This window comes from Umezawaea tangerina (assembly GCF_003002815.1).
GTDB lineage: Bacteria > Actinomycetota > Actinomycetes > Mycobacteriales > Pseudonocardiaceae > Umezawaea > Umezawaea tangerina.
The window spans coordinates 212,486-238,613 of the sequence record NZ_PVTF01000011.1; the positions used below are offsets into that span (position 1 = coordinate 212,486).

At 72.7% G+C, this 26,128-nt stretch carries 23 protein-coding genes and 1 pseudogene; 12 read left to right on the forward strand and 12 right to left on the reverse strand.

Annotated elements, in window-relative coordinates:
* The first annotated feature begins 250 nt into the window (after positions 1-250).
* The 6 genes from CLV43_RS33265 to CLV43_RS33290 all read left to right on the forward strand — a co-directional run bounded on the left by CLV43_RS33265 (position 251) and on the right by CLV43_RS33290 (position 10,995).
* Positions 251-6,652 carry a type I polyketide synthase gene (locus tag CLV43_RS33265; protein ID WP_106192253.1) on the forward strand — a complete coding sequence of 2,134 codons (6,402 nt, stop codon included), beginning with the start codon at positions 251-253 and terminating at the stop codon, positions 6,650-6,652.
* Between the two features lie 41 nt (positions 6,653-6,693).
* Positions 6,694-7,485: an SDR family NAD(P)-dependent oxidoreductase gene (locus tag CLV43_RS33270; protein WP_146174993.1), complete on the forward strand. Its 792-nt coding sequence runs from the start codon at positions 6,694-6,696 to the stop codon at positions 7,483-7,485.
* Positions 7,486-7,520: 35 nt separating this feature from the next.
* Positions 7,521-8,351 carry an SDR family oxidoreductase gene (locus tag CLV43_RS33275; RefSeq protein ID WP_170156125.1) on the forward strand — a complete coding sequence of 277 codons (831 nt, stop codon included), beginning with the start codon at positions 7,521-7,523 and terminating at the stop codon, positions 8,349-8,351.
* Between the two features lie 20 nt (positions 8,352-8,371).
* Positions 8,372-9,262 (forward strand): DUF6206 family protein, encoded by an 891-nt coding sequence (locus CLV43_RS33280; protein WP_106192494.1) that lies wholly within the window; start codon positions 8,372-8,374, stop codon positions 9,260-9,262.
* A 3-nt stretch (positions 9,263-9,265) separates the two neighbouring features.
* Entirely contained in the window at positions 9,266-10,705 is a 1,440-nt protein-coding gene (locus tag CLV43_RS33285) for an MFS transporter (RefSeq protein WP_211304676.1), read from the forward strand.
* Between the two features lie 74 nt (positions 10,706-10,779).
* Complete coding sequence (locus CLV43_RS33290) at positions 10,780-10,995, forward strand: hypothetical protein (RefSeq protein ID WP_146174994.1); 216 nt, start codon at positions 10,780-10,782, stop codon at positions 10,993-10,995.
* Between the two features lie 222 nt (positions 10,996-11,217).
* Here CLV43_RS33290 and CLV43_RS33295 read toward each other — a convergent pair whose 3' ends face one another.
* A complete protein-coding gene (locus CLV43_RS33295) occupies positions 11,218-12,147 on the reverse strand; it encodes an NADP-dependent oxidoreductase (protein ID WP_106192260.1) in 930 nt (309 codons plus the stop codon).
* Positions 12,148-12,218: 71 nt separating this feature from the next.
* Here CLV43_RS33295 and CLV43_RS33300 point away from each other — a divergent pair, with 71 nt between their 5' ends.
* Entirely contained in the window at positions 12,219-12,599 is a 381-nt protein-coding gene (locus CLV43_RS33300; RefSeq protein WP_106192262.1) for a winged helix-turn-helix transcriptional regulator, read from the forward strand.
* Positions 12,600-12,699: 100 nt separating this feature from the next.
* On the opposite strand, the gene CLV43_RS33305 is transcribed toward CLV43_RS33300, so the two are convergent.
* The 3 genes from CLV43_RS33305 to CLV43_RS33315 form a co-directional block, all read right to left on the reverse strand.
* The gene (locus CLV43_RS33305; RefSeq protein ID WP_170156126.1) at positions 12,700-13,611 is read right to left on the reverse strand and encodes an NADP-dependent oxidoreductase; all 912 of its coding nucleotides are present in this window, start codon (positions 13,609-13,611) and stop codon (positions 12,700-12,702) included.
* A gap of 224 nt (positions 13,612-13,835) precedes the next feature.
* Positions 13,836-14,246, reverse strand: coding sequence for a winged helix-turn-helix transcriptional regulator (locus tag CLV43_RS33310; protein WP_106192265.1), 411 nt, complete (start codon positions 14,244-14,246; stop codon positions 13,836-13,838).
* 117 nt (positions 14,247-14,363) lie between these two features.
* Positions 14,364-15,071 (reverse strand): TetR/AcrR family transcriptional regulator, encoded by a 708-nt coding sequence (locus tag CLV43_RS33315; protein WP_106192266.1) that lies wholly within the window; start codon positions 15,069-15,071, stop codon positions 14,364-14,366.
* A 111-nt stretch (positions 15,072-15,182) separates the two neighbouring features.
* Between CLV43_RS33315 and CLV43_RS33320 the strand changes: the two genes are divergently transcribed.
* Complete coding sequence (locus tag CLV43_RS33320; RefSeq protein ID WP_106192268.1) at positions 15,183-16,058, forward strand: dioxygenase family protein; 876 nt, start codon at positions 15,183-15,185, stop codon at positions 16,056-16,058.
* Here the strand turns inward: CLV43_RS33320 and CLV43_RS48070 are convergent.
* A complete protein-coding gene (locus CLV43_RS48070) occupies positions 16,055-16,210 on the reverse strand; it encodes a hypothetical protein (protein ID WP_170156127.1) in 156 nt (51 codons plus the stop codon). The two genes, CLV43_RS33320 and CLV43_RS48070, sit on opposite strands and share 4 nt — an antisense overlap.
* Positions 16,200-16,346, reverse strand: coding sequence for a hypothetical protein (locus CLV43_RS48075; protein ID WP_170156128.1), 147 nt, complete (start codon positions 16,344-16,346; stop codon positions 16,200-16,202). The genes CLV43_RS48070 and CLV43_RS48075 overlap by 11 nt, the downstream gene beginning before the upstream one ends.
* Before the next feature lie 198 nt (positions 16,347-16,544).
* Between CLV43_RS48075 and CLV43_RS33325 the strand changes: the two are divergent.
* From CLV43_RS33325 to CLV43_RS33335, 3 genes and pseudogenes are all read left to right on the forward strand, one after another.
* Positions 16,545-16,838 (forward strand): annotated as a pseudogene (locus tag CLV43_RS33325) (aromatic-ring hydroxylase C-terminal domain-containing protein); the annotation flags it as partial.
* Positions 16,839-17,184: 346 nt separating this feature from the next.
* Positions 17,185-17,931, forward strand: a complete 747-nt coding sequence (locus CLV43_RS33330) for a D-Ala-D-Ala carboxypeptidase family metallohydrolase (protein ID WP_106192272.1) — start codon at positions 17,185-17,187, stop codon at positions 17,929-17,931.
* A gap of 256 nt (positions 17,932-18,187) precedes the next feature.
* Positions 18,188-18,697: a DinB family protein gene (locus tag CLV43_RS33335; RefSeq protein ID WP_106192274.1), complete on the forward strand. Its 510-nt coding sequence runs from the start codon at positions 18,188-18,190 to the stop codon at positions 18,695-18,697.
* A 22-nt stretch (positions 18,698-18,719) separates the two neighbouring features.
* On the opposite strand, the gene CLV43_RS33340 is transcribed toward CLV43_RS33335, so the two are convergent.
* The 5 genes from CLV43_RS33340 to CLV43_RS33360 form a co-directional block, all read right to left on the reverse strand.
* The gene (locus CLV43_RS33340) at positions 18,720-19,697 is read right to left on the reverse strand and encodes an aldo/keto reductase (RefSeq protein WP_106192498.1); all 978 of its coding nucleotides are present in this window, start codon (positions 19,695-19,697) and stop codon (positions 18,720-18,722) included.
* A gap of 44 nt (positions 19,698-19,741) precedes the next feature.
* Positions 19,742-20,779: an alcohol dehydrogenase catalytic domain-containing protein gene (locus CLV43_RS33345; RefSeq protein ID WP_211304677.1), complete on the reverse strand. Its 1,038-nt coding sequence runs from the start codon at positions 20,777-20,779 to the stop codon at positions 19,742-19,744.
* 145 nt (positions 20,780-20,924) lie between these two features.
* A complete protein-coding gene (locus CLV43_RS33350) occupies positions 20,925-21,806 on the reverse strand; it encodes a helix-turn-helix transcriptional regulator (protein WP_106192275.1) in 882 nt (293 codons plus the stop codon).
* A gap of 69 nt (positions 21,807-21,875) precedes the next feature.
* Positions 21,876-22,613 carry a hypothetical protein gene (locus CLV43_RS33355; protein WP_106192277.1) on the reverse strand — a complete coding sequence of 246 codons (738 nt, stop codon included), beginning with the start codon at positions 22,611-22,613 and terminating at the stop codon, positions 21,876-21,878.
* 45 nt (positions 22,614-22,658) lie between these two features.
* Entirely contained in the window at positions 22,659-23,540 is an 882-nt protein-coding gene (locus tag CLV43_RS33360; protein WP_106192278.1) for an aldo/keto reductase, read from the reverse strand.
* Positions 23,541-23,733: 193 nt separating this feature from the next.
* On the opposite strand from CLV43_RS33360, the gene CLV43_RS33365 reads away from it, so the two are divergent.
* The gene (locus CLV43_RS33365; RefSeq protein ID WP_106192280.1) at positions 23,734-24,870 is read left to right on the forward strand and encodes a BMP family lipoprotein; all 1,137 of its coding nucleotides are present in this window, start codon (positions 23,734-23,736) and stop codon (positions 24,868-24,870) included.
* 294 nt (positions 24,871-25,164) lie between these two features.
* Here the strand turns inward: CLV43_RS33365 and CLV43_RS33370 are convergent, their stop codons facing one another.
* Positions 25,165-26,004, reverse strand: coding sequence for an alpha/beta fold hydrolase (locus CLV43_RS33370; RefSeq protein WP_170156129.1), 840 nt, complete (start codon positions 26,002-26,004; stop codon positions 25,165-25,167).
* Between the last annotated feature and the right edge of the window lie 124 nt (positions 26,005-26,128).

A 26,128-nucleotide genomic window follows, 5' to 3' on the forward strand; every position in this document is an offset into this window, starting at 1 on the left:
GCCCCCGGTCATCACTCCTGTATACCCCGTGAACTCGCGGTGGACGTGCGGTGAACCGGAGGTTGAACCCGGATTGTGCGGGTTCTGAACCCGTGGGTGCGACAGTGCTGCCCCGGCCAGCCGGACCCGGCGGATCCGGCTGGCGCCAAGGGAATGCCGGTGTCGACGAGGACGACCGGTGGCAGGCACGTGGACGTCGTCCGCCGAGACCACCTCATGGGGAAGGTGCGGTCATGGATCGCGATCGAAGATGAGCGGCACCCGTTCAGCAGGACCCGAGACGCTCGCCATGTTGTTGCGCGCCAACGTCGAGCGGGCGCCCGACGCGCTCGCCTACCGGTTCGTCGGCGACTCCGGCGCCAGTCGGACGTGGACCTACCGCCAGCTCGACGCGCACGCCCGCGCCGTCGCGGTGCGACTGGGTCAGGAAGGACTGCGCGGCAAACCGGTCCTGCTGCTGCACCAACCGGGTCTGGACTACGTCGGGGCCTTCCTCGGCTGCCAGTACGCGGGTGCCGTCGCGGTGCCGGCCTACCCGTTCGACACCAACAGGTTCGGCCAGTCGGCGCGGCGGTTGGCCGCGATGGCCCTGGACTGCTCGGCGACGCACGCGCTGAGCACGGCGGACTTCGTCCGGTACGCCGAGGCCCACGGGCGCGAGAGCGCCGTCGTCGGGCTCGGCGGGATGCGTTGGCTGGCAACGGACGCGCTGGACCCGTCACTGGCCGACCGGTGGGACGATCCGGGGACCGACCGGGACTCGGTGTCGTTCCTGCAGTACACCTCGGGGTCGACCTCGACCCCGAAGGGGGTCGTGGTCAGCAACGACAACATCCTGCACAACCTGGACGCCATCCACCGCAGGCTCGGGCACGACGAGGACTCGGCGATCGTGTCCTGGCTCCCGCCCCACCACGACCTCGGTCTGATCGGGTGCATCCTCAACGCGCTCCACGGCGGCGTGCCGCTGCACTTCATGTCCCCCATGGCCTTCCTGCGACGGCCGCTGCTGTGGCTGGAGACCCTGTCGCAGACCGGCGCCAGTACCGCGGGCGGACCGAACTTCGGCTACGAGCACTGCCTGCGCAAGATCACCGAACAGCAGCGGGACACCCTCGACCTGTCCCGGTGGAAGCACGCGCTCAACGGCGCGGAGCCGGTCCGGGCCGGGACGCTGGACCGCTTCGCCGAGTTCTTCGCGCCGTGCGGCTTCGACCGCCGCGCCTTCGCACCGTGCTACGGGCTCGCGGAGGCGACCCTGATGGTGACGGCGACCGAACCCGCGGTGGAGCCCGTGCAGCGCGCTTTCGACGCGGCGACGGTCGCCGAGGGCGCTCCGGTCCCGGCGACCCACCAGACCGCCCGCTGCACCCGGTTCGTCGGCTGCGGTGCCGCCGCCGACACCGTCTCGGTCGCCATCGTTGACCCGGACACCGGCGACCGCGTCGTCCCCGGCCGCATCGGGGAGATCTGGGTGGCGGGACCGAGCGTGGCCCGTGGCTACTGGGGCGACGACGAGGCCACCCGGCGGACGTTCGGGGCCGTCCTCGCCGACGAGCCGGGTGTGCCGCACCTGCGCACCGGCGACCTCGGGTTCCAGCACGAGGGCGAGCTGTTCGTCGTCGGCCGCGCCAAGGACGTCATGGTCCTGCAGGGGAGCAACCACCACCCCCACGACGTCGAGCTCACGGTGGAGAAGGCGGTCGGCGCGTCCAGACCCAACAGCGTCGCCGCGTTCTCGACCGACGTGGACGGTGCCGAGGAGATGGTGGTCGCCCTCGAGGCCGCGGGCGACCAGCTCCACGACACCGACGGTCTGCTCGCGACGGTGCGCGCGCGGATCGCGGCCGAGCACGAGGTCTCGCCGCACGCCGTCGTGGTGCTCCGCCCCGGAGCGCTGTCCAAGACGACCAGCGGCAAGCTGCGAAGACGGGCGTGCGCCGAGGACTTCCGCGCCTTCGCGCTCCCCGTCGTGGCGGCGAGCGTGGTGCGACCCTCCCCGCGGGACACCGGTACGGCTCCGTCGAGCACGACCTCGGTGTTGGAGGCGCTGGCGGAGACCACCGGGCGGACCGACCTCGCGGGCCGCGGCTTCGCGGAGATCGGCCTGGACTACTCCGGACTGCTCGAAGTGGTCCGGACCGTCGACGGGGGAGCGGGGTCGGCCCCGCCGCTCGGGCCGCTCCTGGTCGACCCCCGAGTGGACGCACTGCTGTCGTTGTGGCACAAGGGGAAGCAGGACGACGTTCCGGAGCCGGTCGAGATCCGGCAGTGGCTCACGGCGCGGATCGGGGACATGCTCGGCCTGCCCGCCACCGCGATCGACACCGCGGTGCCGCTGACCGCGGTGGGCGTGGACTCGCGGCAGCTGGTGACCCTCGTCGACGAGCTCGGCGCGTGGCTCGGCCGGGAGGTGACGCCGGGTCTGGTGTTCGACCACCCGACCATCCGGGACCTGGCGCGGCAGATCGGCCGTCCGGCACCGGCACCGGCGGCCGCCACCACGACGGTCGGCCGCACCGAGGAGCCCGTCGCGATCGTGGGCATCGGCTGCCGGTTCCCCGGCGCACCCGACGTCCGCTCCTACTGGCAGCTGCTGCTGGACGGCCGCGACGCCATCACGGAGGTCCCCCCTCAGCGCTGGGACGCCGGTTCCACCGGGGCTCCCCGCCACGGCGGTTTCCTCGACCACGTCGACCGGTTCGACGCCCGGTTCTTCGGCGTCTCCGCCCGCGAGGCCCGGCGGATGGACCCGCAGCAGCGGCTGCTGCTCGAGGTCGCCTGGCAGTGCCTGGAGGACGCCGGGATCGCCCCGGCCGACCTCGCGGGCGGCGACGGGGGCGTGTTCGTCGGCATCAGCAGCAACGACTACGCGACCCTGCGGACGGGTGACCACGACGAGCCCGACCTGTACACCGCCACCGGCAACGCCCACGCGGTCGCGGCCAACCGGCTGTCCTACCTGCTCGACCTGCACGGTCCGAGCATCGCCCTGGACACGGCCTGCTCCTCGTCGCTCACCGCGGTGCACATGGCCTGCCAGAGCCTGCGCGAACGCGAGTGCGGCCTCGCCCTCGCCGGTGGTGTCAACCTCATGCTGTCGCCGACGCTGACGACGGCCTTCGCGAAGGGGCGGATCCTCGCGCCGGACGGCCGCTGCCGGGTGTTCGACGACGACGCCGACGGCTACGTGCGCGGCGAGGGCGCGGGGATCGTGTGCCTCAAGCTGCTGTCGGACGCGCTCGCCGACGGCGACCGGATCTACGCGACGGTCACCGGGTCCGGGGTCGGGCACGGCGGCCGCACCAACGGGATCACCGCGCCGAGCGGGGCCGCGCAGCGCCAGGTGATCGAGCGCGCGCTCGGCAAGGCCGGGCTCAACGCCGAGCAGGTCGACTACGTCGAGGCGCACGGCACGGCGACCAAGCTCGGCGACCTCGTCGAGTGGGAGGCGCTGACGGCCGTCTACGGCGCCGGTCGCTCCAAGGACAAGCCCTGCCTGGTCGGGTCGGTCAAGAGCTCCATCGGGCACCTTGAGGCGGCCGCGGGGGTCGCCGGGCTGATCAAGGCCGCGCTGGTCGTGCACCACGGCGAGGTGCCGCCGCAGCTGCACCTCTCGACACCGAGCACCCGGCTCTCCTGGGCCGACTCGGGGCTGTCGGTGTCCAGGCGGCGCACCGAGCTGCCGACGCGCGGCACCGCCCGCGCGGCCGTCAGCTCGTTCGGGTTCGGCGGCTCGAACGCGCACGTCGTCCTGGAGCAGGCCCGGCGCGTGGAGGCCACCGCGAGCGCGCCGGAGCGCGCCGCGCACGTGCTGTGCCTGTCCGGGCACACGCCCACCGCGCTGCGCACCCTGGCCGGGCACTACCGGCGCCTGCTCGCGGACGACCCCGCGACCAGGGTGGACGACCTGTGCCGGTCGGCGAACACGGGACGCGCGCTGCTGCGCCACCGCGCCGCGCTGGTCGGCAGGACGGCGCGGGAGCTCGACGCCGCACTGGCCGCGCTGGAACGCGACGAGCCGTCGACCGCGGTGGTCCGCGACGTCGACACCGCGCCCGACCGGCGGGTCGCGTTCCTGTTCAGCGGCCAGGGCGCGCAGTACCCGGGAATGGGTCGCGAGCTCTACGAGGGGCATCCGGTGTTCCGCGACACCGTCGACCACGCGGACGCGGTGCTGCGTCCGCTGCTCGACCGCCCGCTGCCCGACCTGCTCTTCGCCGAGCAGGACGCGGACCTGCTGGCGCGGACGCGCTACTGCCAACCGGCGCTGGTCGCGCTGGAGGTGGCCCTCGCCCGGCTGTGGACCTCGCTCGGGGTGCGGCCGACGGCGGTGCTGGGGCACAGCGTCGGCGCCTACAGCGCCGCCTGCGTGGCGGGCGCGGTCGAGTTCGACGACGCCCTGACGCTCGTCGCCCTGCGCGCCCGGTACATGGACGCCCAGGGCGCCGACGGCACGATGATCGCCTGCACCGGCGACGCGGAGGTCGTTCGGGCCGTCGTCGAACAGGAACCGGCGGTCGTCGTCGCCGCGGTCAACGCCCCCGACCACCTGGTGCTGGCCGGGCCGACCGACGCGGTCGAACGCGTCCGGCGCGAGCTCGAAGCGGGTTCGGTCGAGGTCCGCCGCCTGCGCGTCTCGCACGCGTTCCACTCGCCGATGATGGCCGGCGCGGCACCGCTGCTGCGCGACGCCGTCAACGGGATGCGCTTCGGCACACCGACGACGACGTTCGTCAGCGACCTGGCGGGCGGGGTGGTGGACGACCTGGGCGGGACCTACTGGGTGGACCACATGCTCAGCCCGGTGCGGTTCGCGGACGGGTTCGCCGCCCTGCGTCGGCTGGGGTGCGACGTCTTCGCGGAGATCGGTCCGGGGTCGACGCTGACCGCTCTCGGCCGCGCCATGACCCCAGAGCACGACGCGGCGCTCCTGCTGCCCTCACTGCGGTCCGGGCACGAGTGGGAGACCCTGCTGCGGTCGCTGGGACGCCTGCACTGCGCGGACGGCGGCGTGGACTGGTCGGCGCTCGACCGGCACCGCCCCCGCGTGGTGGTGGACGTCCCGCACGCCGTCCAGGAGCCGCGGTCCTACTGGCTGGACACGCCGACCACGGCCGAACCCCCTGGAGAGCTCGGCGATTCCACCGTCGCCCCCTCGCCGGTGGTCGCGGACCGCGAGCTGAGCCGCCAGGACGTCGTGGACCACCTCGCCCGCGTGTCGGGGTTCGCCGCGGACCAGATCCCGCCGCACGCGCGGCTGGGCGCGGACCTGGGCTTCGACTCGCTCATGGCGACCGAGCTGCACCGCGGGCTCGTGACGCGGCCCGACGACCGGGCGCAGCGGCTGCGCAAGGCGCTCGCGGAGGACCCCACCGTGGCCCAGCTGATGGAGCTGCTGGGCGTCGCGGAGGACGTGCCCGCCGCACCCGTGGTTCCCCTGGTGGCCAAGGAGACCGCGTTCGAGCAGTGGCCGGAGTACGTGGCGCTGCGGCAGCGCAGGCAGCAGGTCGAGCTCGGTGGCGCGAACCCCTACAACCGGCTCCACGAGGGCTACAACTCCGGGCGCACGACGGTCGGCGGTGTCCGGGTCGTCAACTTCGCGGCGTTCAACTACCTGGCGCTGTCCAACCACCCCCGTGTCCGCGAGGCGGCCAAGGCCGCCGTCGACCGCTACGGGACCTCCGCGTCGGCGACTCCGCTGCTGTGCGGGGAGACACCGCTGCTGGAGGAGCTCACCACCGGGATCGCGGATTTCCTGGGCACCGAGGCCGCGGTGGTGTTCGCCGGAGGGCACGCCACCAACGTGGCCACGGTCGGGCACCTGTTCGGACCGCCTGACGTCATCCTGCACGACCAGTGGATCCACGACAGCGTCGTGCGCGGCTGCGTGCTGTCGGGAGCGCGGCGACAACCGTTCCCGCACAACGACTGGGGCGCGCTCGACCAGCGACTGCGCCTGGTGCGCGACCGCCACCGCCGGGCACTGGTCGTGGTCGAGGGGGTGTACAGCCAGGACGGCGACATCCCCGACCTGCCGCGGTTCGTCGAGGTCGCGAAGCGGCACGACGCCATGATCATGGTCGACGAGGCCCACTCCGTCGGCGTGCTCGGCGCGACGGGCGCGGGCATCGGCGAGCACTTCGGCGTCGACCGCGCCGACGTCGACCTCTGGATGGGGACGCTGAGCAAGGCGCTGGGCAGCCTCGGCGGCTACATCGCCGCGCGCGGACCGGTCGTCGAGTACCTGCGCTACACCACACCGCTGCACATCTTCAGCACCGGGATCTCACCGGCCAACGCCGCCGCGGCCCTGGAGGCCATCCGCGTCATCAGGGACGAGCCCGAACGGGTCGCCAGGGTGCGCGAGCTGGCGGAGTTCCTCAGGACGGCGGCGCGGGCACGGGGGCTGGACACCGGGGTCTCCCGCGAGTCGGCCGTGGTCCCGATCGTCCTGGGGGACTGGGAAGTGACGATGGCCGTCTCCAACGCGCTGCTCGCCGCCGGCGTGAACGTCATGCCCATCGGCTACCCGGCGGTCGCCCAGGACCAGTGCCGGCTGCGCTTCTTCGCCAACGCCGACCACGGCGAGGACGACATCGAGTACGCCCTCGACCGCGTGGTCGAGGCCATCCGCACGGCTGCGCCGTGACGACCGGGAAGGCGGGGGTTGTGGTGGGGCACAACGGAGTCATGATGGTCACCGGGGCCTCGGCGGGCATCGGACGGGCCTGCGCGGACCGGTTCGCCGCGGCGGGCTGGACGGTGGTCGGCGCGAGCCGCCGCGGCAGCGGTGGCGACGGCTGGACCGGCCTGGTCGTGGACGTCGACGACACCGAGTCGGTCACCGCCGGGGTCGCCGAGGTCGTGCGCGGGCACGGCCGTCTGGACGCGATCGTGCCCGCCGCGGGCTTCGCCGTGGCCGGAGCGGTGGAGCACACCGGGATCGACGAGGCGCGGGCGGAGTTCGAGACGAACTTCTGGGGCACCGCAAGGCTTGTCCAGGCCGCGCTGCCGCACCTGCGCGCCCGGCGCGGTGGCCGCATCGTCCTGATGAGCTCGATCGGCGGCGCGATCGGGCTGCCGTTCCAGGCGTTCTACAGCGCCAGCAAGTTCGCCCTCGAGGGTTATGCGGAGTCGTTGGCCTACGAGGTCCGGCCGTTCGGGATCTCGGTGACCCTGGTGCAGCCGGGGAACGCGGCCACCGACTTCACGGCCAACCGCCGCATGGCGGCCAGGGCGGCCACCGACGACGTCTACGCCGACGCGCTCAAGCTGGCCATCGGCGTCATGGAACGCGACGAGGCCAACGGGTGCACCGCCGACCACGTGGCCGCCGCCGTGCAGCGGGTCGTGCGGGCACGGCGGCCGCCGCGGCGGGTGTCGGTCGGCAAGGCGGGGGAGCGGGTGGGGCTCGTGGCCAAGCGGCTGCTCCCGTTCAGCGTGTTCGAGAAGGCCGCCAAGAGCAGCCTCGGTGTCAGCTGACGTGCGCGTCGAGAGGTGGGAAGACCATGGGTGACATGTCCGGACGGACGGTCCTGATCACCGGTGCGAGCACCGGGATCGGCCTGGCGACGGCGAAGGCGTTGGCCGCGCGGGGCGGCAGGCTGTTCCTGGCCTGCCGGTCGGCGGCCAAGGGGCGCGCGGCGGTGGCGGAGGTCGTCGCCGCCAGCGGGAACCACGACGTGGACCTGCTCGACCTCGACCTGGCCGACCTCGCGTCGGTCGACAAGTGCGCACGCGACTTCGCCTCCCGCGGCGAACCGCTGCACGTGCTGGTCAACAACGCCGGGGTGGCGGGCCATCGCGGTCTCACCGAGGACGGCTTCGAGCTCACCTTCGGCGTGAACCACCTGGGGCACTTCGCGTTGACGATGGGGCTGCTCGACCTGCTGGTCGCCAGCGGGCCGTCGCGGGTCGTGAACGTGTCGAGCGATGCCCACTACAGCGCCAGGACCGTCGACTTCGGCGCACTGCGGCGGGTGACCCGCCCGGTCACCGGTTACGCCGAGTACCGCGTCTCCAAGCTCTGCAACGTCCTGTTCACCCAGGAGCTGGCGCGCAGGCTGGCCGGGACCGGCGTCACCGCGTACTGCGTGCACCCCGGTGTGGTGGCCTCCGACATCTGGCGGAAGGTGCCGTGGCCGGTCCGCCCGCTGATGACGCGGTTCATGATCGACACCGATCGGGGCGCCGAGACCTCGGTGTACTGCGCGGCGTCCCCCGAGGTGGCTTCGGCGAGCGGGTTGTTCTACGACAGGTGCCGGGAACGCGAGGCCAGCCCGCGGGCGACCCGTCGGCTGGCCGAGGAGCTCTGGGCGCACAGCGAGCAGTGGACCGGGCAGCGGTAGCCGACCCCGCGGAGGCGAGCATGGCGATCACCGTGTCGCGGGCCGAGCTGCAAGGCCTGGAGGACCGCGTGGCGGCGGCCTTCCGGACCGGTCGCGACTCCTCCCTGGACGTCATCGGGTACGGCGAGAGCTCGATGGTCCTGCGACTGGAGACCCCGCAGGGCGCGCTGGCCTGCAAACGGCTGCCCACCTTCGCCGACCGGGCCCGGTTCGACCGGTACCAGGAGCGGTTCGAGCAGTACCTGGGACGGCTGCGGCAGGCGGGTGTGGCCGTCGTCGACTCGGAGCTGAGGGCGCTGACGGCGCCGTCGGGGGAGGTGGCGGCCTACTGCGTGCAGGAGGCGCTTCCGGCGGGGCGGCTGTGCTCGGCGCTGCTGCGCACCGAGGACGAGGCCTGGGTCCGCGGCTTCTTCACCCGTTTCCTCGACACCGTGGACCGGGTCGTCGCACCCACGCTGGGGCTCGACGCGCAGGCGTCGAACTGGGTCGAGGTCGACGGCGAGCCGCACTACCTCGACGTCACCACGCCGTTCCTGCGCGACGAGCGCGGTCGGGAGCTGCTGGACGTGCGGCTGTTCGTCACCTCGCTGCCGTGGGTCCTGCGCACGCCGGTCCGGGTGACGATGACCGGTCGGATCCTCGACAAGTACTTCTCGGTCCGCGGCGTCGTCCTCGACTTCCTGGGCAACCTGCACAAGGAGTCGCTGGGCCACCTGGTGCCGTTCCTGGTGGAGCTGGCGAACGCGCGGCTGGAGCGGCCGTTGGGCGTCCAGGAGGTCGCGCGGTACTACCAGGGCGACGCCACGACGTGGACGGTCCTGCAACGGCTCCGCAGGGCCGACCGGCTCTGGCAGCTCAAGGTCCGGCGCAGACCCTACTGCTTCCTGCTACCACCCGAGATCGACCGTTAGGCGGTGGTCCCCCTGACCGACGCACGACGCCGTTGGGCGTTCCTCACCGTCATCGCCACGACGTTCATGACGTACCTGGACAACAACATCGTCAACGTCGCCCTCCCGTCCATGCGGCGCGACCTGCACCTGGGCGTGTCCGGGCTCGAGTGGGTGGTGAGCTCCTACGTGCTGGTGTTCGGGTGCCTCCTGCTGGTCTGCGGCAGGCTCGCCGACCTCCACGGCAACCGCGTGCTCCTGCTGGTGGGCATGGGGGTCTTCACCCTCGCGTCGCTGCTCGCCGGGCTGGCCTGGCACCCGGCCGTCCTGATCGGCGGTCGGGCGGTGCAGGGCTTGGGTGCGGCCGCCGCCACCCCGGCCGCGCTGGCCGTCATCCAGGCCCTCTACCCGGTCGAGCGGCAGCGGAACCGGGCGATGGGGATCTGGGGTGCCGCGGGCGCGCTGGCGCTGGCGGTGGGACCGCTGCTCGGGGGCGTGCTCAGCGAGCACGTCGGCTGGGCGTGGATCTTCCTGATCAACGTCCCGATCGGCGTGGCGGTCCTCGTGGCGGGGGCCTGGTCGGTCGGGCCGCCCGCGGCGGACCGGGTGGGCGCACGGGTCGACCTCGCCGGGCTGGCCACGTCGGGAGGTGCGCTGTTCGCCCTGACCTACGCGCTGATCCAGGGCGGCCAGGCGGGCTGGGGCTCACCGGTCATCGTGGGCTGCCTGGTCGTCGCGGTGCTCGGCGGCGCGGCGTTCGTGGTCGTCGAGCTGCGCGGCACCGACCCGATGGTCACCCCCTCCTGGTTCCGCGACCCCGTGTTCGGCGGAGGGATGGTGGCCGCGTTCATCTGGGCGTTCGGCATCTACGGGATCTACTTCTTCACCTCGCTCTACCTCCAGGGCGTGCTCGGGTTCTCGCCCACGCGGACCGGGCTCGTGTTCGTGCCCATGGCACTGCTCGTGATCATCGGCTCGGTGCTCAACGACCGGGCGGCGCGCCGGTTCGGCGCGCACCGGTCCGTCGCCTGCGCGATGGTCGTGATGGCCGCGGGCATGGCGGGCGGCCTGCTGCTCGGCACGGACGCGGGTTTCGCGCAGGTCACCGCCGTGCTGGTGGTGATGGGGATCGGGGCCGGGTTCACCACGTCGTTGCCGACCACGATCCTCGGCGTCATGCCCGCGGGCAGGGCGGGTGTCGCCTCCGCGATCTTCAGCACCGTGCGCCAGACCGGCGGCCTGATCGGCATCACCGCCATCGGCGCCGTGCTGGCCGCCGGGGAGAGCCGGGCGCGGCGGACGGGGAGCACGGCGGACGGCGCGTTCGTCGAGGGTTTCCACCTCGGCCTGGTCATGTCGGCCGCCCTGGTCGCCGTCGGCGGTGTCGTCGCCTACTTCGCCCTGCGCCGGGTGGCGCCGACCGGGTCGCGGCCGGGCCGGGCGGTCGGTGCGTCGAGCACCTGACGCCCACCGCGTCGACGACGACCCGAGTGCCCGTCGAGACGGGGTGGAGAGCGGTGCCGCGTTGGATGTCGACCATGGGCGGAACGCGGTCGGTGACGAGCTCGGCGGGGAGGTCCGGTGCGCCCGCGGGCACCGTCCTGGCACTGGTCGTCTGCGTGCTCGCGGCCCTGTTGTGCGTCGGCTGCGTGCTCGGTGTCCTCATCGGCCGGGCTGAGGGCGGTCCGGCCGAGCGGCCTCCGGCGGGCACGGAGATGCCGATGACGGGCATGCACGACATGAGCGGCCACTGACCTCCCGACTGGGCGACTTCTCGCCGCCTCGCCGCAAGTCCGGCGGGGATGGGCTCGACCCGTTGTCGGTGCGGAGGAGGCGAAGTGGACGAACAGGGGGTGGCGGCCTGGAAGTGGCCGGGGCGATGGCGGACCTGTACGAGCGGGAAGCGCTTTCCCATTGCGCGGTGGGCGCGTACGCGCTGGGTGGGGCCCCGGTCTCCCGAGGCCCCAGTCGCCACGTCAGACGGTGAGGACGAGCTTGCCCTGGAGGTGGCCGCCGTCGAGCACGCGGTGCGCGTCGGCGACGCGGTCGAACGGGAACGTCTCCTGCATGTGGACGCGGAGCCCGCCCTGTTCGACGAGGTCGACGAGACCGCGCAGGCCGACCGGGTCGGGGTCGACCGCGACCCCGCTGAAGCGCATGCCCGCCGCCTCGACCTTGGCGACGAGCCCTGGGTCCGACTCGGCGACCGCCGTCACCAGGTGACCTCCCGGACGGAGCACCGCGAGCGACCGCTCGACGACGTCACCGCCGATGGTGTCGAGCACGACGTCGACGTCGCGGACCACCTCGGCGAAGTCGACCTCCGTGTAGTCGACGACCTCGTCGGCGCCGAACCCCTCGACGAACTTCCGTTTGGCCGCGCTGGCGGTGGTGATCACGTGTGCGCCGAGCGCCTTCGCGATCTGGATCGCGACGTGGCCGACCCCGCCGCCACCGCCGTGGACCAGGACGCGGTCGCCCGCGCCCACGCCCGCGAGGTCGACCAGGCCCTGCCACGCCGTCAGCCCGACGACCGGCAGCGCCGCGGCCTCCACGTGCGAGAGCGACGCCGGCTTGCGCACCAGGTGCAACGCCGGAGCGGCCACGACCTCGGCGTAGGCGTTGGCCGCGCGGGGGAACAGCGGCATCCCGAACACCTCGTCACCGGGCCTGAACCGCCAGGTCTGCGGCCCGTCCTCGACCACACCGCTGATGTCCCAACCGAGGACGAACGGCAGCCCGCCGATGAGCGGGAACTCGCCCGCGCGCAGCCGCGCCTCCAACGGGTTCAGCCCGATCGCCTTGACGCGGACGAGGACCTCGGTCGGCAACGGCCGGGGCGCGGGCGCGTCCACGATGGTGAGCACCTCGGGACCGCCGAGCTCCTGCTGGGTGATGACTCGCATGACTCTCCTGGTTCTGGGGGAACGGAATCCAGGCTAGGCAGGCGATGGGAACCCCCAGGTACCTTTGGGCCATGAGCTGTGTCGAGCCCGGCGGTCCCTTCCTCGCCGACTGCCCAGGGCGGATGACGATCGAGCTGATCGCCGACAAGTGGACGGCGGTCGTGCTCAGCGGCCTGAGCGGGGGCCCGGTGCGCCACGGCGAGCTGGTCGACCTGATCGGCGGCATCTCCCGCAAGGTGCTCACCCAGACGCTCCGGCGGCTCCAGGCGCACGGGCTCGTCCACCGCCACGCCTACGCCGAGGTGCCGCCCCGCGTCGAGTACGAGCTCACCCCGCTCGGGGCGTCGCTGATCGACCCGATCCACGTGCTGACCGAGTGGGCCAGGGAGAACGGCGACGCGGTCCTCGAAGCGCTCGACGCCGACTCCGGGGCGGTGGCCCGGCACGGCTGAGCCCCACCGCCCGCGGTCGGCCTCGACGTCGGCGCGGCGACGGCCGTTCCCCTTGCGGCACAAGGTGGTCGACCTCGGACTCCGGGTGAGCAGGCGTCGGTCAGTCGAGCTGGGCGACCTTGACGACGATCTTCCCGCGGAAGTGCCCGTCCTCGTTCATCTTCCACGCGGCCGTGAGCTCGCTCAGCGGGAACTCCGCCGCGATCTCGGTCGCGAAGCGCCCTCGCGCGGCGAGCGGCAGCACGTCGCGGAACGAGTCGGCGTACAGCTCGTGCGGGCCCGCGCCCATGGTGATGGGCACGCCGAGGGCCTGCGCCTCGAAGTCCGCCACCGTGATGACCCGGTCCGCGGGCACGACGGGCAGGATCTGGCGCACGAACCCCCGTGAGCCGCAGTCGAGTGCCCGGTCGACACCCTTCGGGGCGGCGGCGGCGAGCTGGTCGAGCAGCCGGGTCCCGTACTCGATCGGGATCGCGCCCAGGCCGCGCAGGTACTCGTGGTTGTCCGGTCGCGCGGTTCCGATGACGACGACGCCCCGGTCGACGAGGAGCTGGACCGCGGCGCTCCCGATGGAGCCCGCCGCGCCGTTGACGAGCACCGTCTCGCCGTCCTCGACACCGAGCTCCCGGATCGCGCGCCGGGCCGTCTCGACGCCCTGCGGGATCGTCGCGGCGCGCCGGAGCGAGAGCCCGTCGGGGACGACCGCGACGCGGTCGGGGGTGGTGAGGACGTACTCGGCGTCACCACCGCCCCGGACGAAGCCCGTCACCCGGTCGCCGACCCGCAGGTCGTGCTCCCCGTCACCGACGTGGTCTACGACGCCGGACACCTCGTTGCCCAGGACGACGGGGAAGGTCTGCGGGAGGAGTTCCGCGACGCTCCCGGCGAGGATCTTCCACTCGATGGCGTTCACGGCGACGTAGGCGACGCGCACGCGGATCTCACCGGGGCCGGGGACCGGTTCCCCGACCTCCCGGTACTCGACGGCGTCGAAACCCCCGTACCTGGACACGACTTGAGCGAACATGCTTCTCCCGTGGTCGAGTGGCGTTCCACTTGGTGTGCGGTCGAATTCGCACTACCGCGCGGTCACGATCTCCCGCGCGACGCCATGGTGCATCACCTTCAGGGGTGTTGCAAAAGGCACATCGGTGTTCGTTTTGGGTCCGATCCCACGACGTGCGATGTCCGGACCGGGAATTGTCGGTCGGGCTTTCGGCCCGTGACCCGCCCGCGTCAGTCGCGTTCGGACCGGGCGGCCGCGCGGGACCGGTTCTCGCGGATCTCGGTGTGGTGGGTGGACGCCCAGCGCACGAGCGCGGCGGCCGTCTCGAGGAGACTTCCGCCGAGCGGGGTGAGGGCGTACTCGACCCGTGGCGGCACCTCGCCGTACGAGGTCCGGCTGACCAGGCCGTCCTCGCCCAGCTGGCGCAGGGTGAGGGTGAGCATGCGCTGCGAGATGCCGGGCACGGCCTGCCTCAGGTCGGAGTACCGCCGCGGGCCGTCCTCGAGGTTGGCCACCACGAGCAGCGTCCACTTGTCGCCGATCCTGGTCAGGACCTGGCGGACGAACTCGCCGTTCTCGACCGGGAGGTCGCCGCAGTCCCGCGCGCCGACCGCGACAGCGGTGACATCACCTTCGACCACGGTTCCGATCCCCTTTCGACGCGGTCGTGCCCATTTCCGATGCCATTTCCGACACGTGACCCCGAGCCCGGTGCGACAGGGTCGGCACCGCACTTCCGGGAATGTCGGAGCGGCCGGTCACGAGGCGGTTCCCGTCGTGTCGGGGGAGGGGCGGCCGTAGCGGATCATGGCGCGGTAGAGGTCCCTGGTGGTGGGTGGGGGAGGCATCGGGGGGAGGGGTGCGCCGGGGGTGGCGAAGGCGCGGAGCATGTGCCCGGAGAGGCGGCGCCAGGCGTCCGGGGCGGCGTCGCCGGTGGCGGCGATGACGCCCGCGTTGGCCATGAGCATGACGATGACGTCGTCGGCCACGAAGTCCTCCCGCAGGTGGCCGGTGGCCTTGGCGCGCCTGATGAGCTCCTGGAAGTCCTGGTAGGACTTGGCACGCCTGGCCTCGATGACCTTGGCGGTGGGGAAGGCCTGGGTCAGCACGGCGGCGAAGCCCCGGTCGGCGGCCTGCATGGCGCAGATCCGCTCGATGTGGCGGGTGAACCCGCGCCAGGGGTCGGGGTCGGCGAGTGCTTCGACGGCGGACTCCGCGTAGTCGTCCATGCGGTCGACGAACACCGCGTCGATCAGGTCCTCGCGGGTGTCGAAGCGGCGGGAGAGCGTGGCCTTGCCCACGCACGCCTCGCGGGCCACCGACGCCATGGAGACCCCCAGGCCCTCGGTGCCGAAGAGGCGGCGGGCGGCCTCCAGGATCCGCTCGCGGTTGCGCTCGGCGTCCGCGCGCAGAGCGGTCTCGGACTGCTGACCTGGGGTGTCAGCGGGGCCTGTGGGCTTGGGCATGGCGGCATTCTACTAAGTGGAACGGCCTTCCCGCTTACCGTGCTACGGTGGGAGACGGAAACGGGAAGGCCGTTCCACTTACTGTCACCCCCATCCTGGGAGGAACTCGGCATGACCACGACGACCGACGCCCCGTGGGCGATCGACCAGACCCGGATCAACCCCCGCGCCGTGCGCCTGACCGAGGCGTTCAAGGACGCGCTCGCCCGCCTGCGCGACGAGCACGGCTTCACCTTCGACGACCTGCGGGTGGTCGGCTCGCTGCTGGAGCACCTGCACGACACCAGCGGCCTGCCGCTCGCCATGCTCGCCGTACCCCTGTTCAGCGAGGTTTTCCAGGGCGGTGGCGACGGCTACACGATCTCCGAGGAGCTGGACAGCCCGACCTACGTGCCCGGCTCCCCGATGATCGGGAACCCCGGCGTGCTGCCGATGCGCCCGGACGAGCCGGGTGTCCCGCTGATCGCGTCCGGGCGCGTCCTGGACGGTCACCGCCGCCCGCTGGCCGGTGCGGAGCTGGTGATCTACCAGGCCTCCAACGACGGCGTCTACTCCGGTTTCCTGGACGACGGCCAGCCGGAGCACAACCTGCGCGGCCGTCTGCTCACCGACGCCGAGGGCCGCTACTCCTTCACCACCATCACCCCGGTGCCCTACTCCGACGCGCGGGACCTGAGCGCCGAGGTGGTCGCGGCGGTCGCGGCGCTGGGCCGCAGCCTCTACCGGCCCGCGCACATCCACTACGAGGTCCACCACCCCGACCTGCTCAAGCCGTTCCGCGGCGAGGTCTACTTCGCCGGTGACCCCGTCATCCCGCTCGACGTCGCGGGGCCCAAGGTCGCCGCGCCGTCGTTGCAGGCCGACCTGGTCCGGCGCGACGACCCGGAGGACATCGCCGCCCACGGCTTCGAGGTCCCCTTCAACACGGTCGTCCACGACTTCGTGCTCAAGACCCGAACCAGCCCCGAGACGGCCCGGTCCGCCTAGGATCGCTCGCGGACACCGGAGAAGCCCAGGTCCGTCACGGGGTGCGCGGCCTTGCCGGTGATCGTGTCGCCGTCGATCACGGCGACGCAGTCGATCTTCGCGGGGAAGGGCATGACCGGCCGCGCGCGGAAGCGGATCCGGTCACCGTCCACTCCGGAGCGTGCGCACGGCGACGCGACCGCAGGTCACGTTGTCGCCGTTGTGCTGGGCGATGATCGAGTTGCCGTCGTCGTCGCTGGAGGCGACGTCGCCCCCGTCGCCGATGATGATCGGCTCACCAGGGAGCACCGGCGTGCTTTCGCCAGGGCGGTGTCGGGTGTGTTGCCGAGCGGTGGCCGGTCGAACTCACGGCCAGCGGTGGGTGGAAGGTGTGCCGGACGCGGGCCCGGCCGGGGTCGGCGCGGACCGGGTCGCCGGCCTCGGCGATCTCCGCGACCGTGACGGCCTCGAAGCCGCGCGCGGCGAACAGGCGCGAGGCCGGGTACCCGCGTCCCGCACGCCCGAGTCCGTGACGGGGTGTCCACAATGGACCTCGCGGGACCGGGCCTGACCGTGCTCACGGGCGCGGACGTCCTGCCGTGGAACGAGAAGGCCCGTGGGCTCGACCTGATCGTGGTCGCGGTGACGGACCCGGACCGGCTCGTGGACGTGGAGCTGCCCGCGGACGGCGCACCGCTGCCGCGGCCCGACGCGATCGTGGCCTGGCACTCGGGTTCCGGTGTGCCCCTGGAGGAAGCGGTCGCCCACGTGCTCGACAAGGCCCCGGCGCTGAGGGCGTGACGGACGTCGTCATGGCGTCGATGTCCACGATGGACTCTTCGCGGTGCAACGGATCGTCCTGATCGCCGCGCTCCTCGGCGCCGCGATCCTGGTGGCCGCGCGCGGTGGAGGAGGTGCCGCTTAGCGGGCGGGCCCCTGACGGCAGTCCCACCCGAGCGCCTGACCGCCGTGCGACGGGTCCACGGCGGACGGGCTGGGCGCGCGCCACGCGGTGTCGGTCCGGCGGAACCCCGATCGGTCGTCGCACTTCGACCGAAGTGTCGTGTTCGCGACTCGTTGACCGGATCCCGATCCTCCGACACGCTCCGGGCACCACCTCGACCCCTGCCCCGAAAGGTGTTCCCCCATGCTGCGAAGGATCCTGCTCCTGCTCGTCGCGGGCCTGCTCGCGTGCACCGGGACGGCGGCCGCCGACCCCGGACCCGTCGCGCAGGACGACATCCACGCCATGGACGGGTGCTACACCTGGAGCCGTTCGCTGTCGCAGGGCGCGAGCGGCGAGGACGTGCGGCAGCTCCAGATCCGCGTCTCCGGCTACCCCGGCTACGGCGCGGTGGTCGCCCTGGACGGCCAGTTCGGCGCGGCCACCCGGTCCGCGGTCGTCCGCTTCCAGCAGGCCTACGGCCTGGTGGCCGACGGTGTCGCGGGTCCTGCCACGTTCGCCAAGGTCTACGCGCTCCAGGACGACGACTGCACGCCCGTCCACTTCACCTACGGCGAGCTGAACCGGTGCAACTCCGACTGGTCCGGCGGCAAGGTGTCTGCCACCCAGGCCAAGGCCAATGCCCGCGTCACCATGTGGAAGCTGGAAGCACTGCGGCACGCGCTGGGCGACCGCCCGCTCACCGTCAACGGCGGCTTCCGCAGCGTCTCGTGCAACAGCGCGGTGGGCGGATCGGCCACCAGCCGCCACATGTACGGCGACGCGGCCGACCTCGGCGCCGGGGTCCAGGGCTTCTGCGCGATCGCCAAGCAGGCCCGGTACCACGGCTTCACCGAGATCCTCGGCCCCGGCTACCCCGACCACGACGACCACGTCCACACCGCGCTGCGCTCGGGTCAGCTCTGGTCAGCGCCCAACTGCGGCGTCTGAGGGCCGACCCTCGACGAACGCCGGTGCCGAACCCCCGCCTAGTGCGGGAACCAGGGCTGTCCTGGTTCCCGGACCGGCCAGGGGGTCGGCACCGGCGCGTTCCGGCGGTAGAGTCCGACCGACGCCCGCGCGGCGCGCCAGGCCGGTGGGACTCCCGGCCTCCCGAGACCGCCGCCGATCAGGCCGCACTCCTCCCGCGCCGAGGCCGTCCACCGCCGCGACCGCGCGGATCCCGCCCGACAGAATCGAGCTGACCATGACCTGGTCGATGCCGCGGATCACCACCGGCACCGAGCGCCGCCTGCTGGAGCACATGCTCGACCGCAACCGCGCCGAGCTCGTCGCCGTCGTGCGCGGTCTGTCCGAAGAGGACGCCCGCCGCCGCCTCGTCGCCTCCCGGACCACACCGCTCGGACTGCTCAAGCACGCCGCGGTCGCCGAGCGGATCTGGTTCCAGCACGTCCTCGCGGGCCTGCCCGAGAGCGAGTGCGACGGCGGTACGACACCCGGCGACGCGAGCTTCGAGGTCGCCGACGACGAGTCGTCGGCCGACGTGATCGCCGAGTTCGACCGCGCCTGCGAGTGTTCCCGCGCGATCGCCGCCGAGCTCGACCTCGACGACATCAGGACGCACCCCCGCGTCGGCGACGTCAGCCTGCGGTTCGTCTACCTGCTCGCGATCGAGGACTTCGCGCGCCACGCGGGCCACGGCGACATCCTCCGCGAGCAGATCGAGCATCCCGTCGAGGAGGGCCACAGGGCGTGACCGTCCTCGATGGACGAACCGGTCAGCGCTCCATCATCCGCATCTGCGCCTCGGTGTGGGTGTCGCCCGCGGCCTGGGGGAGGCTGCTGAGCGCGGCGAGCTGTTCGTCGTCCAGGCGGACGGCGTCGGCCGCGAGGTTCTCCTCGAGGCGGGACACGCGCTTGGTGCCGGGGATGGGCGCGATGTCGTCGCCCTGGGCCAGCAGCCACGCCAGGGCCACCTGGGCGGGCGTGGCGCCGACCTCGGTCGCGATGGCGGCGACCTCGTCGGCCAGCCGGAGGTTGTGCTGGAAGTTCTCCTCGGTGAACCGGGGGTTCTCGGCGCGGAAGTCGCCTGCGTCGAACTGGTCGGTGGAGCGGATCGCGCCGGTCAGGAAGCCGCGTCCCAAGGGGGAGAAGGGCACGAAGCCGATGTTCAGCTCGCGCAGCACCGGCAGGACGCGGGCCTCGGGGTCGCGGGTGAACAGCGAGTACTCGGACTGCACGGCGGTGACCGGGTGGACGGCGTGGGCGCGGCGGATGGTGTCCGGGCCCGCCTCGGACAGGCCGATGTGCCGGATCTTGCCCTCGGCGACCAGGTCGGCCAGCACGCCGATGGTGTCCTCGATCGGGGTGTCGGGGTCGACGCGGTGCTGGTAGTACAGGTCGATGCGGTCGGTGCCGAGGCGGGTGAGCGAGCCCTCGACGGCGACGCGGATGCTCTCGGGGCTGCTGTCCAAAGACCCCCGCGGGCGACCGGTGTGGGAGATCATGCCGAACTTCGTCGCGAGCACGACCTCGTCGCGGCGGCCCTTCAGCGCGCGCCCGACCAGCTCCTCGTTGGCGTACGGGCCGTAGACCTCGGCGGTGTCGACCAGGGTGACGCCCAGGTCGAGGGCGCGGTGGACGGTGCGGACGGACTCGTCGTCGTCGCTCCCTGCCCCGGTGTAGCCGTGCGACATGCCCATCGCGCCCAGACCGATCCGGGCCACGTCCAGGTCACCCAGTGTGATGTGCTCCATCGCTTCCGCTCCTCGTGTGGTGTTGTCGTCGGACGGGCTGGTGGTCACGGGCGCACCACGACCTTGAGGTTGCTGCGGCTGTCCATCCGCCGGTAGGCGTCGGCCACCTGGTCGAGGCCGACCTCGGCGTCGAACACCCTGCCAGGGTCGACGAGCCCCCGCAGGACGTCGTCGACCGCCTGCTCCAGGTAGGCGCGCACGGGTGCGGGGCCGCCGGTCAGGCCCGCGTTCTTGCCGAACAGCGAGCCGAAGCCGACCGGGGCCAGTTCGTACTGGGGGACCCCGACGCGGGAGATGACCCCGCCGGGGCGCACGACGCCGTAGGCCTGCTCGTAGGCGGGCATCAGCCCGACGGCCTCCAGCACCACGGGGGAGCCCTCGCCGCCGGTCAGCTCCACGACCTTCGCGATGCCCTCCTCGCCGCGTTCGGCGACCACGTCGGTGGCGCCCCACTCACGGCCGAGGTCGGTGCGGGAGGTGTGGTGTCCCATGAGGATGATCCGTTCGGCGCCCATGCGCCGGGAGGCCAGCACGGCGGACAGGCCGACAGCGCCGTCGCCGATGACCGTCACGGTCTTGCCGGGCCCGACCCGGCCCATGCGGGCCGCGTGGTGGCCGGTGAGGTAGACGTCGGTCAGGGCCAGCAGCGAGGGCAGCAGGGCCGGGTCCACGTCGCCGGGGACCTTCACCAGGGTGCCGTCGGCCTGCGGGACGCGGACGGCCTCGGCCTGCGCCCCGCCCACACCACCCGCGCCGTACCAGCCGCCGCGCGGGCAGGCCGTGTGGAAGCCGTCGAGGCAGATCGGGCAGGTGTTGTCGGCGAACGCGAACGGGGAGACCACGAAGTCGCCGCGCTCCAGGCCGGTGACCTCGGAGCCGGTGTCCTCGACGACGCCGAGGAACTCGTGCCCCATCGGCCTGGCCTCGTCGGTCGTGGCCGCCGAGCGGTAGGGGTGCAGGTCGGAGCCGCAGACGCAGGCGAGGACGACCCGGACGACGGCGTCCGTGGGCCGCTCGACCCGCGGGTCGGGGACGTCCTCGACCCGCACGTCGCCGGGGCCGTGCATGAAGGTGGCTCGCATGGAGGTGTTGCTGCCCTTCCGGAGGTGTTCGGCTCGGACCGCCGCGGAGCGGTCTTCCTGGCCGACACCCATCGAACGCCCGTCGCGGGAGGCGCGGCAGGGACTGGCCTTCCAGGTAATGGCAGTACCCCTCAGCGCGCGTCCGTCAGGGGTTCGCCGAGAGCGGCCGGGTCGTGTCCAGGGTCGCCGCCCAGCTGGCGAGCAGCTTGAGGCCGTCGGCCGCGTGGCTGTCCGGGGCGGCGGTGTAGACGTTGAGGACCAGGCCGGGCTCGGAGGGCAGTTCCATCGACTCGAAGTTCAGGTCGAGCTGCCCCACGACCGGGTGCCGCAGCCGCTTGTGGCCGCTGCGGTGGAACTGGACGTCGTGGGAGGCCCAGCGCTTGCGGAAGACCTCGCTCCGCGTGGACAGCTCGCCGACCAGCTCGATCAGCTTGCGGTCGTGCGGGGCGCGGCCCGCCTCCAGGCGCAGCATCGCCGCGGCGTCGTTGGCGATCCGGTCCCAGTCGACGAAGAACTCGGGCGCTGCCGGGTCGAGGTAGACGAACCGGGTCGTGTTCGCGGGCCTGCGCGGATCGGCGAGCACCGGGGAGTACAGGGCGCGGCCGAGGCGGTTCATGGCCACGATGTCGTGGCGGCCGTTGCGCACCCACGCGGGAGCGTCGCTGATCGCGTCGAGCACCTGCTGGACCGCGGGGCGCACGCTGGTGGGCGGGTTCGAACGGCGGCGCGGACCGGGCTCCGCGGACCGGGCGAGGTCGAACAGGTGCTCGCGCTCGGCCTCGTCGAGCTGCAACGCCCGGCTCACCGCGTCCAGCACACCGTCCGACGCCCCGGCCAGGTTGCCCCGTTCCATGCGCACGTAGTAGTCGATGGACACCCCCGCGAGCAGCGCGACCTCCTCCCGCCGCAACCCCTTGACCCGCCGGTTGCCCCCGTAGGCGGGCAACCCCGCCTGGTCCGGCGTGATGCGCGCCCGCCGTGAGCTGAGGAACTCGCGCACCTCGGCGCGGCGATCGGTCTGGCTCATGCCCCCAACGTAGGCGCTCGGGCGGGGGAGAAGGAGGTAACGGCAGTACCCCGAACGAGGGGAGTGCCCTCAGCGGTGCCGCATCCAGACGTTGTCCTCGCTGTAAGTGCCGAGGTCGCGTTCGCGGTCGATCTCGACCAGGTCCAGCCCGCCGGGGACGACGTAGCGGCCGGTCTGCGGGAACGCCATGCCGGTCCACGTCTCCCATTCGGCGACCGTGCCGGTGACCGTCATGGACCGCGGTGCGGGGGCCAGGATGGTCGCGCCGAGCCGTTGGTGGGTGCGGATCCACGGGTCCAGGTGCAGGCCGTCGGCGCGGCTCCAGCCCATGAAGTCCGTCGTCGACGTCAGCGGGTAGCTCGCCTTGAGCGTGGGCCGCACCGGCACGACCACCCGTTCCAGCCCCGCTTCCGCGGCGCGGTCGCGCAGCCCGGTGAGGATCGCGCCCGCGAGCCCCGAGCCGGTGCGGTGGGGCACGACCGTCGCCGCCATGACGCACAGGGTGTCGGGCCGCACGGAGCTCTCGTGCTCCCGGACCGCCGCCACCATCGCGCCGTCGTAACCGCCGGGCAGCGTGGACACCCCACCGTCCCAGCGCAGGGCCACGCCCGCCGCGTTCGCCACCACCTCGCCGTCCTCGACGAGCAGCAGGTCCAGGTGCGGGAAGTACTCCCGGACCGCGGCGCGGTGCGTCTTCGAGACGGGGTCCTTGAGGATGAACAGCGGCCAGCTGCCGCGCAGCCGGTCCACGGCACTTCGCTGGAGATCCGGCCGCTCGCTCGTGGTGACGATCGACAACTCGGGCACCGCGGAAGTCTAGGGCGGGCAACGGTCGTGCGGTGCCGTCCGGCGCTACGCCTCGGGGATCTCCCGTCCGAAGGCCTCCAGGGTGATCGCGTCCGGCTCCGGGCCCCGGCGCACGCCCTGGTCGAGGCCGTCGATCGCGGTGAGCTCGGCGTCGGTGAGGACGAAGTCGAACACGTCGAGGTTCTCGGCGATCCGCTCCGGACGGGTCGACTTCGGGATCGCCGAACGACCCTGCTGGAGGTGCCGGCGCAGCATGACCTGGGCCGGTGTCCTGCCGTGCTCCTGAGCGATCGCCGCGATGGTCCTGTCGTCCAGGGTGCTGCCGCCTTCGCCGTCGCGGTAGAACGTGATCCCGCCGATCGGCGACCACGCCTGCGAGACGATGCCGTGCGCGGCATCGGCCGCGAGCACGTCCGGCTGCGCGAAGTAGGGGTGCACCTCGACCTGGTTCACCGCGGGCACGACCGACGCGGTCTTCAGCAGGTCGTCCAGGTGGTCGGGCATGAAGTTGCTGACCCCGATCGCCCGCACGCCGCCGTTGTCCAGCAGTGCCTCCAGCGCCCGGTAGGCCTCCACCGCGAGGTCGAACCGGGAGGGCAGCGGCTGGTGCAGGACCAGCAGGTCGATCCGGTCGACACCGAGCTTGCCCGCGCTCTTGTCGAAGGCGCGCAGGGTCGAGTCGTAGCCGTAGTCGCTGATCCAGACCTTGGTCTCGACGAACACGTCCGACCGGTCGAGACCGGATCGGCGGATCGCCTCGCCGACCTCGCGCTCGTTGCCGTAGGCGGCCGCGGTGTCGATGTGCCGGTAGCCCGCCCGTAGTGCGGTCTCCACCGCGTCGACGGTCTCTTGCGGCGGCGTCTGGAAGACGCCGAAACCGAGCGCCGGGATCTCGACGCCGTTGTTCAGGAGGAGGTTCATGCCCATACCGCCACGGTGGCACCGCGCGTCAGGACGCGGGAGGTGCTGCCGTTACCCCCTTGGTGCCCCGGCCGGCAGTACCGGGGCCGGGTCGTTTCCCACCAGGTGAGCGCTCGCCCGGACCGGTCGCGGGGAGGGGTACGGTCCGTCGCCGGTGCCGCGGAAGGTGGTCGCCGGTCGAGCAGGGAGGAGACGGGTCGTGCGTCGTCGTGGGGCCGGGACCGTTGTCGCGGTGATCGCGCTGACCACCCTCGTGGTGGTGAGCGCCTGCGCCAAGGACACCGGTGGTGGCGGCAGTGGGGCGGCTGGTGGCGCGTGCGAGCTCGCGGCACCGCCCAGTGCGCCCGCCACGTCCGGGACCAGTGCCGCCGCGGGCGAGAAGGTCGACGGCAGCGCGTTGAAGGTCGGTCTGGCCTACGACATCGGTGGCCGTGGTGACGCGTCGTTCAACGACCTCGCGGCCGCCGGGTTCGACCGGGCGATCGAGGACATGGGCGTGCGGAAGGAGAACACCCGCGAGCTCTCCGCCGCTCCCAACGAGGACGAGGCGGTCAAGCAGGGCCGGTTGCGCCAGCTCGCGTCCGAGGGGTTCGACCCCGTTGTCGCGGTGGGCTTCGCCTACACCGAGGCGCTGAAGGTCGTCGCGCCGCAGTTCCCGGACGTGCGGTTCGGCCTGGTGGACTCGGCCGTGGAAGGCGCGGCCAACGTCACGCCCCTGGTGTTCGCCGAGCAGGAGGGGTCGTTCCTGGCCGGCGTCGTGGCCGCCTACCAGAGCAAGGCCTGCCACGTCGGCTTCGTCGGCGGTGTGGACATCCCGCTGATCCAGAAGTTCGAGGCGGGCTACGCGCAGGGCGCCAAGGCCGCAGCGCCGAAGATCCGGGTCGAGAAGAAGTACCTGACCCCGGCCGGTGACTTCACCGGCTTCCAGGACCCCGCCAAGGGCCAGGAGGTCGCGAAGGGGCTGATCGACACCGGCGCGGACGTCCTGTACCCCGCCGCGGGCGCGTCCGGCATCGGCGTGTTCTCGGCGGTGAAGCAGGCGGGCGTGCTGGCGATCGGGTGCGACGCCGACCAGTACAACCAGCCGACGCTCGCGGGCACCAGGGACGTCATCGTCGCCTCCAGCCTCAAGCGCGTCGACGTCGCCGTGTACGACTTCTTCCGGGCGGCGGCGAGGAACGACCTCGCCTCGCTGCCGAAGGTCTTCGACCTCAAGGTGGACGGCGTCGGCTACGCCACGTCGGGCGGCCGGATCGACGCGGAGCTGCAGGGTGTCCTGGAGGGGTACAAGGCCCAGATCATCGCGGGCACGATCAAGGTGTCGGACAAGCCGTAGCCACGTCCCCGCACGGTACTGCCGTGCGGGGACGGGGCACCGGGCGTAGGACCACGGGTAGGGGCCGGTCGGCCTGCTTCAGGACGTCCCGCAGAGCCGGTCCAGGGCCAGGTTGGCGAAGCCGACGGGTTGCCCGTTCACCTGCCGGGCGGGCGCCCGCACCCCGGCGAACAGCGACGCGGGCAGGCGACGAGATCGCGCGGATCTCCCGCGACACCGTGCTGTCCAAGCTGCTCGTCACGTCGCTGCCCGCACCCACCGCGCTCGTCGGGCGGGGGCGACCTGGCCAGCTCCCTATCGGCCGTCGCGGCCGACGTCGTCGAGGAACTCGGCCAGCAGGGCGGCGAAGCGCCGCGGTGCCTCCTGGTGCGGGGCGTGGCCGGTACCGGGGATCAGCTGGACCTCGCCGCGCCACAGCGCGGGGATGTCCAGCGTCCGCAGGTAGTCGAGGCTGACGAGCTGCTCCTCGGCGCCGTGCAGGACGGCCAGGGGGCGGCTGAGGGTCGAGACGATGGCGATCTCGTCGGCGAACCGGCCCGCTCCGGCGCTGGAGCCGAGGCCGGTGCGGGCGGCGCCGTCGGTGGCCAGGATGTCGGAGACGAACTGGTCGGTGTCCAGTGGCGAGCCGGGTGCGGTGAAGCTCCGCGCGGCCAGCTCCGCCTCGGACTCGCTGACGTGCTCGCTGAAGAGCGCGCCCATCGCGGGGTTGGGCAGGAACGCCTGCGCCATCTGCGCGGGTGAGGCGACCGGTGGCGCGCCGAAGACGGCGAAACCGCGCGCGTCCGGGAGCGAGGGCACCGCCTCCAGCGCGATCTGCCCGCCCAGGCTCCAGCCGACGACCACGGCGTCGAGGACGTCGAGCTCCCGCAGGAAGCCGGTGAGCACGGCCGCGTACCCCGGCAGCGAGTAGTCGTCCTGGTCGCCCGCCGGATCGGACTGGCCGTGTCCGGGCAGGTCCAGCGCGACGCAGCGGAACCGGGTGCCGAGATCGGCCACGACCGGGAGCCAGGTCTTGGCGGAGGAGGAGTTGCCGTGCACGAAGACGACCACGGGGGCGTCGTCGCCTCCCCGGTCGGCCGAGTTGTCCAGGTAGGCGATCCGCTGCCCGTCGATCTTCACGCTCAGTCGTTCCACTTGTGCTCCTCGGTCTCCGCGTCCTACCAGGAGGCGAAGCTAGGGAGCAGGGGCGCGGACGGCAAGTGCGCCGGGGACAACTCTGGGGTTACCCGCGTGCAAGCGAGCGGCCACGGCCGCCGTG